This window comes from Bradyrhizobium sp. (assembly GCF_030693485.1).
In the GTDB taxonomy this organism is placed as follows: domain Bacteria; phylum Pseudomonadota; class Alphaproteobacteria; order Rhizobiales; family Xanthobacteraceae; genus Bradyrhizobium.
This window is the reverse complement of record NZ_JAUYAN010000368.1, coordinates 1-7,343: the sequence shown is the minus strand read 5'-3', so window position 1 is coordinate 7,343 and position 7,343 is coordinate 1. Positions and strand designations below refer to the sequence as shown.

At 64.4% G+C, this 7,343-nt stretch carries 7 protein-coding genes; 5 read left to right on the top strand and 2 right to left on the bottom strand.

Translation table 11 applies throughout. The features are described from left to right. Positions 1-504, bottom strand: a 504-nt coding sequence (locus tag Q8N40_RS26620) for a M20/M25/M40 family metallo-hydrolase (protein ID WP_305713940.1), incomplete at its 3' end; no start/stop codon positions are given. A gap of 87 nt (positions 505-591) precedes the next feature. Here Q8N40_RS26620 and Q8N40_RS26615 point away from each other — a divergent pair. Next, positions 592-1,413: a putative hydro-lyase gene (locus Q8N40_RS26615; protein WP_305713939.1), complete on the top strand. Its 822-nt coding sequence runs from the start codon at positions 592-594 to the stop codon at positions 1,411-1,413. Between the two features lie 93 nt (positions 1,414-1,506). On the opposite strand, the gene Q8N40_RS26610 is transcribed toward Q8N40_RS26615, so the two are convergent. Beyond that, positions 1,507-2,166 carry an aldolase gene (locus Q8N40_RS26610; protein WP_305713938.1) on the bottom strand — a complete coding sequence of 220 codons (660 nt, stop codon included), beginning with the start codon at positions 2,164-2,166 and terminating at the stop codon, positions 1,507-1,509. A 133-nt stretch (positions 2,167-2,299) separates the two neighbouring features. Between Q8N40_RS26610 and ltnD the strand changes: the two genes are divergently transcribed. From ltnD to Q8N40_RS26590, 4 genes are all read left to right on the top strand, one after another. Continuing rightward, on the top strand, positions 2,300-3,220 hold the full coding sequence (gene ltnD / locus Q8N40_RS26605; RefSeq protein WP_305713937.1) for an L-threonate dehydrogenase: 921 nt from the start codon (positions 2,300-2,302) through the stop codon (positions 3,218-3,220). 35 nt (positions 3,221-3,255) lie between these two features. After that, positions 3,256-4,038, top strand: a complete 783-nt coding sequence (otnI, locus tag Q8N40_RS26600; protein WP_305713936.1) for a 2-oxo-tetronate isomerase — start codon at positions 3,256-3,258, stop codon at positions 4,036-4,038. Next, entirely contained in the window at positions 4,035-5,324 is a 1,290-nt protein-coding gene (gene otnK, locus Q8N40_RS26595; protein ID WP_305713935.1) for a 3-oxo-tetronate kinase, read from the top strand. The genes otnI and otnK overlap by 4 nt, the downstream gene beginning before the upstream one ends. A 176-nt stretch (positions 5,325-5,500) precedes the next feature. Then, positions 5,501-7,343: methyl-accepting chemotaxis protein (locus tag Q8N40_RS26590; protein WP_305713934.1), on the top strand; the 1,843-nt coding region annotated here is incomplete at its 3' end.

Here is a 7,343-nt window from a genome sequence, read left to right as displayed (position 1 = left end):
GCCGACGCTGACGCCGGCGATATCCTTGCGGCCGAGAATGTCGTCGGTGGTGTAATCGCCGGCATAGGCCGCCGATGCCATCGTCGCCGGCGCGAAGCGCGAACCCTCCTCGTTGGTCCAGTTGACGATGCAGATCGGGGTTTCGGTTTCAATCCCGGCGTCGTTGAGGGTACGTACCACCTCGAGCGCCGCCAGCGTGCCGAGCACGCCGTCGAACTTGCCCCCGGTCGGCTGGGTATCGAGATGCGAGCCGAGGCCGACCGGCGGCTTCGACATGTCGCGCCCCCGGCGCAGGCCGAACATCGAGCCCAGCGCATCGACATGGACCTCGAGGCCGGCGTCCTCACAGGCGTCACGGAACCAGTCGCGCACCTGCTTGTCCTCGGGGCCGAGCGTCAGCCGCCGCACCCCGCCCTTTGGCGTGGCGCCGAATTTCGCGGTTTCGTGGATGGTATCCCAGAGGCGGGCCGAGTCGATTTGCAGGTTGGTCGAGATTTGGGTCATTCAATGTTCCGGAAAAGCGGGTGTGCGTATCGTCTGACGGCATGGTAGGATTATCCGGCACCACCTGTCGAGGCATGGAGCGCTTGAATGAACGTCGGTCTGACGAAGAAGGAGCAGGGCGGCCACGGCGAGCCGATGCTTTCGAGCCTGCAGGCACGGCTGGCGTGCCGCGCCGGGATGGCGACCACCACGGCGGGCATCGCCAACGGCTTCGTCCAGGGCAATCTGGCGATCCTGCCGGAGAAGCTCGCGGCCTCATTTCACCGGTTCTGCCAGCTCAATCCAAAACCCTGTCCGATCATCGGCATGTCCGAGGTCGGCGATCCCCGCATTCCCGCGCTCGGGATCGATCTCGACATCCGCACCGACGTGCCGCGCTACCGGGTCTGGCGCGACGGCGAAGTGGTCGAGGAGCCGACCGATATCATGGCGCACTGGCGCGACGATCTGGTTGCTTTCGTGATCGGCTGCTCGTTTTCATTCGAGGAAGCGTTGCTGGCGGACGATCTGCCGATTCGCCACATCGACTGCAACGTGCGGGTGCCGATGTACCGTACCAATATCGCATGCGCGCCGTCGGGCCCGTTCGCCGGTCCGATGGTGGTGTCGATGCGGCCGTTCAGGCCGGCGGACGCCATCCGCGCGGTGCAGATCACCTCGCGATTCCCCGCCGTTCATGGCGCGCCGGTTCATCTCGGCCATCCACATTCGATCGGCATCGAGGATATCGCGAAACCCGACTATGGCGACCCGGTGCCGGTGGGAGACGACGAGATCCCGGTGTTCTGGGCTTGCGGCGTCACCCCGCAGGCGGTGATCGCCGCCGCAAGATTGCCGTTCGCGATGACGCATGCACCGGGTTTGATGCTGGTAACGGACCTGAAGAACAAGCAGCTCGCGGTGCTGTAATTCGTCATTGCGAGGAGCGCAGCGACGAATCAATCCACCCTTTTGCGCTTGGGAATGGATTGCTTCGCTTCGCTCGCAATGACGGGCGGAGCTTTAATTGTGTCCATGTTCCGGCAACACCAGCCCGAACGTCTTGGACAGATCCGCAATCTGCTCCGGCGACAAATAACGCGGGTTCAGCCCGCGCAGCAGCAGATAGAGTTTTGCGGTTTCTTCCAGTTCCTCGATCGCGAACACCGCCGCTTCCAGCGTATCGCCTGAAACCACCGGCCCGTGATTGGCGAGCAGCACCGATGAATATTTTCCGGCCAGCCCCTTGATGGCATCGGCCACGGCGGGATCGCCCGGCCGATAATACGGCACCAGCGCGGTGGCGCCGCACTTCATCAGGTAATACGCCGTCATCGGCGGCAGGGCGGCGCGCGGATTGATCTCCGGCAGCATCGACAGCGCGACCGAATGGGTGGAATGCAGGTGCACCACGGCGCGCGCGGCGCTGCGGGTCTGGTACAGCGCGGTGTGCAGCGGCACTTCCTTGGTCGGGGCGTCGCCGGACACCAGTCGGCCATCCGGGTCGAGCCGCGACAGCCGCGCCGGATCCAGCGAGCCGAGCGAGGCGTTGGTCGGGGTTACCAGCCAGCCGCCGTCGTGCAGCCTGACGCTGATATTGCCCGAGGAGCCCGGCGTCAGCCCGCGCTCGAACAGCGAGCGGCCGAGCCGGCAGATTTCATCGCGCAAGGCCGTTTCGGTCATGGCAGTATCCCGGCATATCCTGGCATCGCCCACTTTGCCGCTTGTCTCATGCTTTGGCAGCACGGCCAAGCCGTGATACCCAGAGGCAAAGCCGCCCGTGAAATGCGGCACTGACAAAGCCCGGGGAGTCTTCATGCCTGAATCCGTAACGCAAAAGCCGCGTATTGCCGTTGTCGGGCTGGGCTCGATGGGATTTGGCATGGCAACCTCGCTGCGGCGCGCGGGTTTCGACGTTACCGGCTGCGATGTCTCCGACGATGCGGTGGCGCGGTTCGTGGCCGAGGGTGGCGGCGGCGCCAGGACGCCGGCACAGGCCGCCGGCGGCGCCGACATCGTCGTCAGCGTGGTCGTCAACGCCGCCCAGACCGAGACCATCCTGTTCGGCAAGGACGGCGTCGCCGAAACCCTGGCGGACGGCGCAGTGTTCATCTCCTCCGCCACCATGGATCCCGATGTGGCGCGGCGGCTGGCGAAGCAGCTTGAAGCGACCGGCCGGCACTATCTGGATGCGCCGATTTCCGGCGGCGCGCAGCGCGCGGCGCAGGGCGAGCTCACCATCCTGGCCTCGGGTAGCCCCGCGGCTTTCACGAAAGCAAGGCCGGCGCTCGATGCGATGGCCGCCAGGCTCTACGAACTCGGCGATGCCGCCGGGCAGGGCGCCGCGTTCAAGATGATCAACCAGCTCCTGGCCGGCGTGCATATCGCCGCCGCTTCGGAGGCGATCGCTTTCGCTGCGAAACAGGGCCTCGATATCCGAAAAGTCTATGAGGTGATCACGGCATCCGCCGGCAATTCCTGGATGTTCGAGAACCGCGTGCCGCATGTGCTCGACGGCGACTATACTCCGCGCAGCGCGGTGGACATCTTTGTAAAGGACCTCGGCATCATCCAGGACATGGCGCGGACGGCGAAATTTCCGGTGCCGGTGTCGGCTGCGGCGCTGCAGATGTTCCTGATGACGTCGGCCTCCGGCATGGGCCGCGACGACGATGCCTCGGTGGCGCGGATGTATGCCCGCGTCACCGGCACGCATCTGCCTGGCGAGCCCAAATAGAAATTAAGTAAATTTCACGAACAAGAGGACGTCAGATGCCCCGTTTCGCCGCCAATCTCTCGATGATGTTCAACGAGGTCCCGTTCCTCGACCGCTTTGAGGCGGCGGCGAAAGCAGGGTTTACATCGGTCGAGTTCCTGTTTCCCTATGACCATCCGGCAGAGGAGGTCGGCAAGCGGCTGAAGGCCAACGGCCTGACCCAGGCCCTGTTCAACCTGCCGCCGGGCAACTGGGATGCCGGCGAAAAGGGTTTTGCCGCGCTGCCTGAGCGATTTGCCGATCTGCAGCAGAGCCTGCGCACCGCGCTGCCTTATGCGCAGGTGACCGGCGTCAAGCGGCTGCATCTGATGGCGGGCATTGCGGACAGGGGCGATCGGCTGGCGCTGGAGGCGTTCTACAAATCGGTGGCCTGGACGGCGGAGTTTTTCGCGCCGCATGGCCTCGATGTCGTGATCGAGCCGATCAATTCGCGCAACGTGCCCGGTTACTTCCTGAATGATTTTAGCTTCGCGCGCGACCTGATCAACGAGCTGAAAATCCCCAATCTGAAACTGCAGTTCGACATCTATCACTGCCAGATCATCCATGGCGACGTCACCATGCGGCTGCGCGAGATGATGCCCATCATCGGCCATGTCCAGATCGCCAGCGTTCCCTCGCGCAACGAGCCGGATGGCGAGGAGTTGAACTATCCGTTCCTGTTCGCCGAACTTGACCGGCTCGGCTACCCGGGATTTGTCGGCTGTGAATATAACCCGCGCGGCAAGACCACGGATGGCCTCGGCTGGTTCAAGCCCTATGCCGGAGTGAAATCGTGACCCTCGCCCGAAAGATATTTCTGGGCTGCATCGCCGACGACTACACCGGCGCCTCCGATCTCGCCAATACCCTGACCCGTTGCGGCTTGCGCACGGTGCAGACCATTGGCGTGCCGTCCGACGACCTCGCGCTGCCCGAGGTCGATGCCGTGGTGGTGTCGCTGAAGAGCCGGTCGATCGAGGCCGGCCTCGCAGTGTCGCGCTCGCGAGCGGCGGAAAAATGGTTGCGCGGGCACGGCGCCGGCCATGTGCTGTTCAAGATCTGCTCGACCTTCGATTCCACCGACGCCGGCAATATCGGTCCTGTGATGGATGCGCTGCGCGCCGATTCCGGCGATGCGATCGTGCTGGTGACGCCGGCATTTCCCGAGACCGGCCGCACCGTCTATCAGGGCAATCTGTTCGTCGGCTCCGTGCCGCTGAACGAGAGTCCCCTGAAGGATCATCCGCTCAACCCGATGCACGATTCCAATCTGGTGCGGGTGCTGGCGCGGCAGAGCAAGACCAAAATCGGGCTGGTCGGTCTTGCCGACATCGCGCGCGGCGCGGATGCGGTTCGCGCGCGTCTTGCCGATCTTGCCGGCAAGGGATTTGGCGCCGCCATCGTCGATGCGGTGTTCGACCGCGATCTCGAAACCATCGGCGCGGTGGCGCTGGATCATCGGCTCTCCGTCGGCGCCTCCGGCATCGGGCTCGGGCTCGCCCGCGCGCTGGTGGCCTCGGGAAAACTCACATCGAGCGCACCCGATGCGGCAGCCGATGCGGCGATCGGCGGACCGGCGGCCTGCCTGGCCGGCAGTTGTTCGCAGGCGACGCTGCAGCAGATTGCGAGTGCTGAGCGGGTAATGCCGGTGCTTCATCTTGATCCGGATCAGGTCATCGCCGGCAGAGAGGAAGCCCGGCGTGCGCTGGCCTGGGCCATAGAGCGGCTTGGCGAAGGCCCGGTCCTGATCGCCAGCAGTTCCACGCCCGAAGAGGTCGCAGCCCTGCAATCGCGACATGGCCGTGATGCAGTTGGACATGCCATCGAGCAGGCCATGGCCGATATCGCGGAAGGATTGGTCGCGTCGGGCGTGCGGAGGCTGGTGGTGGCCGGTGGTGAAACCTCAGGCGCGGTGGTCGACCGGCTCGGCATTCCAGGTTTTCTGGTTGGCGCGGAAATCGCCGCAGGCGTGCCGGTTCTGCGCGCTGTGGGCGCCAAGGGCGGTGACATGTTGCTGGCGCTGAAATCCGGCAATTTCGGCGGCCCGGCGTTCTTCGCCGATGCGCTCGAACTGATGCGCTAGGTGTGGTCCGCTGCATTTCAACTCCTGGTTCCATCAAAAATGGTCGCGGCCGGGCGGACAAATTAACACTGGCACAACACATGTAGTGTCTGATGCGATCAACCTCGCGTTGCCGGATTGCAAAGCGCGACTTAACATCAGAAGCGCCAACGCGCTCAGCCCAGAGACCCCCCGCCATGATCAAGCTCAATCGCATCGGTAACAAACTGGGTCTTGCCGGCGTCGTCGGCGTGTTGCTGGCGGTCGGCCTGATTGCCAATCAGTGGGCGACCGAATCCACCGTGACTGCCGCGAATGACCGGACCGATCGGCTGCAGCTTGTGGCCGAACACACGCTCGCGGCCCACCTCAACATGCGCCAGGTGCAACTCGCCGCCCGCGGCATCCGGCTGGCGCGGACCCCGTCCGAGGTCGACACGGCCGTCGCCGAGATGCGCCAGTTCGGTACGATTGAAGCCAAAGAAATCGATGCCGCATTGGCGTCCGCCCGGTTGGCCGAAACCAGCGACCGGCTGCAGAAAATCAAGTCCCTGATGGCCAGCTACAGCGCCGGCATCGAGGAACTTGCGAAGGCGCAACGCGACTTGCTCACGCAGATCGACAAGCGATCGGAAATATCGGCTGAATGGGCCAAGGCCATCGCCGCGCAACAGACTTCGCCCGCGCTGGCCAGGCTGGATAACCGCGCCGAGATCGAAAAGCTGCTGCTTCAGGCCGACATCAAGGTGAACGCGCTGCAGGCCATGGTCTGGCGGCTGGGCGCGACCGGCGATGCCAGCCTGATCGGCTCGATTGCGAAGACCCAGACCGCGCTCAGGAACAATTTCAACGAGTTGCGCGGCGAGGCCGACGACAGGGACTTGCTGGTCGTGATCAGCTCGCTGGACAAGATCGTGAAACGCTTCCTGGCCGCCAATGACGAGGCCGTCAAGATCGAGGAACTGAAGTCCGAGATCGTTGCTAAGCGCACGACGAATGTCGTCAGGGAGGCCGGCGAGCTGATGGAAGTCGCGGTTTCCAGTGCGCAAAAAAGCATGAATGCCTCGAAGCAGGAAGTTGCGGCGGCCATCGCGCAAGCCAACCGCATCAGCATGATCGTGGCGATCGTGGTGGTGGTCTCGCTGATCGCGTCGGTGATATTCACTTTCCTCGGCGTTGCGCGTCCGATGACCCGGCTGAACGGCGCACTGGGACAGATGGCGGGCGGCAATCTCGATATCGCCATTCCCGGCGCCGGTCGCGGCGACGAAATCGGCGACCTCGCCAAGACCGTCACCGTCATTCGCCAGAATGCCGAACAGAAGGCCCGCGACGAGGCGGAAACCAAGATCACGCAGGATCAGGTCGCAGTCCGGCAGCGCAAGGCCGAGATGATCAAGCTCGCCGACGACTTCGAAGGCGCGGTCGGCGAAATCGTCGAGACCGTATCTTCTTCGGCGACGCAGCTCGAGGCTTCCGCCAGCACGCTGACCGAGACCGCGGAACGCGCGCAGGAGCTCACCATCATGGTGGCGGCGGCTTCCGAAGAGGCCTCCACCAACGTGCAGTCGGTAGCGTCGGCGACCGAAGAGATGGCGTCCTCCGTCAACGAGATCAGCCGTCAGGTGCAGGAATCGGCCCGGATGGCCACCGAGGCGGTCGGCCAGGCCCGCACCACAAACGACCGCGTCAGTGAACTGTCGAAGGCGGCAAGCCGCATCGGCGACGTGGTCGAGCTGATCAATACGATCGCGGGACAGACCAATTTGCTGGCGCTGAACGCCACCATCGAGGCGGCCCGCGCCGGCGAGGCCGGCCGCGGTTTCGCGGTGGTGGCCTCCGAGGTGAAAGCGCTCGCCGAGCAGACCGCGAAGGCGACCGGCGAGATCGGCCAGCAGATCACCGGCATCCAGGCGGCGACCCAGGACTCGGTCAATGCCATCAGGGAAATCAGCGGCACCATCGAAAAACTGTCCGAAATCTCATCGACCATCGCGTCCGCGGTGGAAGAGCAGGGCGCGGCGACCCAGGAGATTTCCC

Coding starts and splice junctions, on each gene's coding strand:
- Q8N40_RS26610 (WP_305713938.1), bottom strand. CDS start 2,166: ATGACCGAAACGGCCTTGCGCGATGAAATCTGCCGGCTCGGCCGCTCG.
- Q8N40_RS26615 (WP_305713939.1), top strand. CDS start 592: ATGAACGTCGGTCTGACGAAGAAGGAGCAGGGCGGCCACGGCGAGCCG.
- otnI (WP_305713936.1), top strand. CDS start 3,256: ATGCCCCGTTTCGCCGCCAATCTCTCGATGATGTTCAACGAGGTCCCG.
- ltnD (WP_305713937.1), top strand. CDS start 2,300: ATGCCTGAATCCGTAACGCAAAAGCCGCGTATTGCCGTTGTCGGGCTG.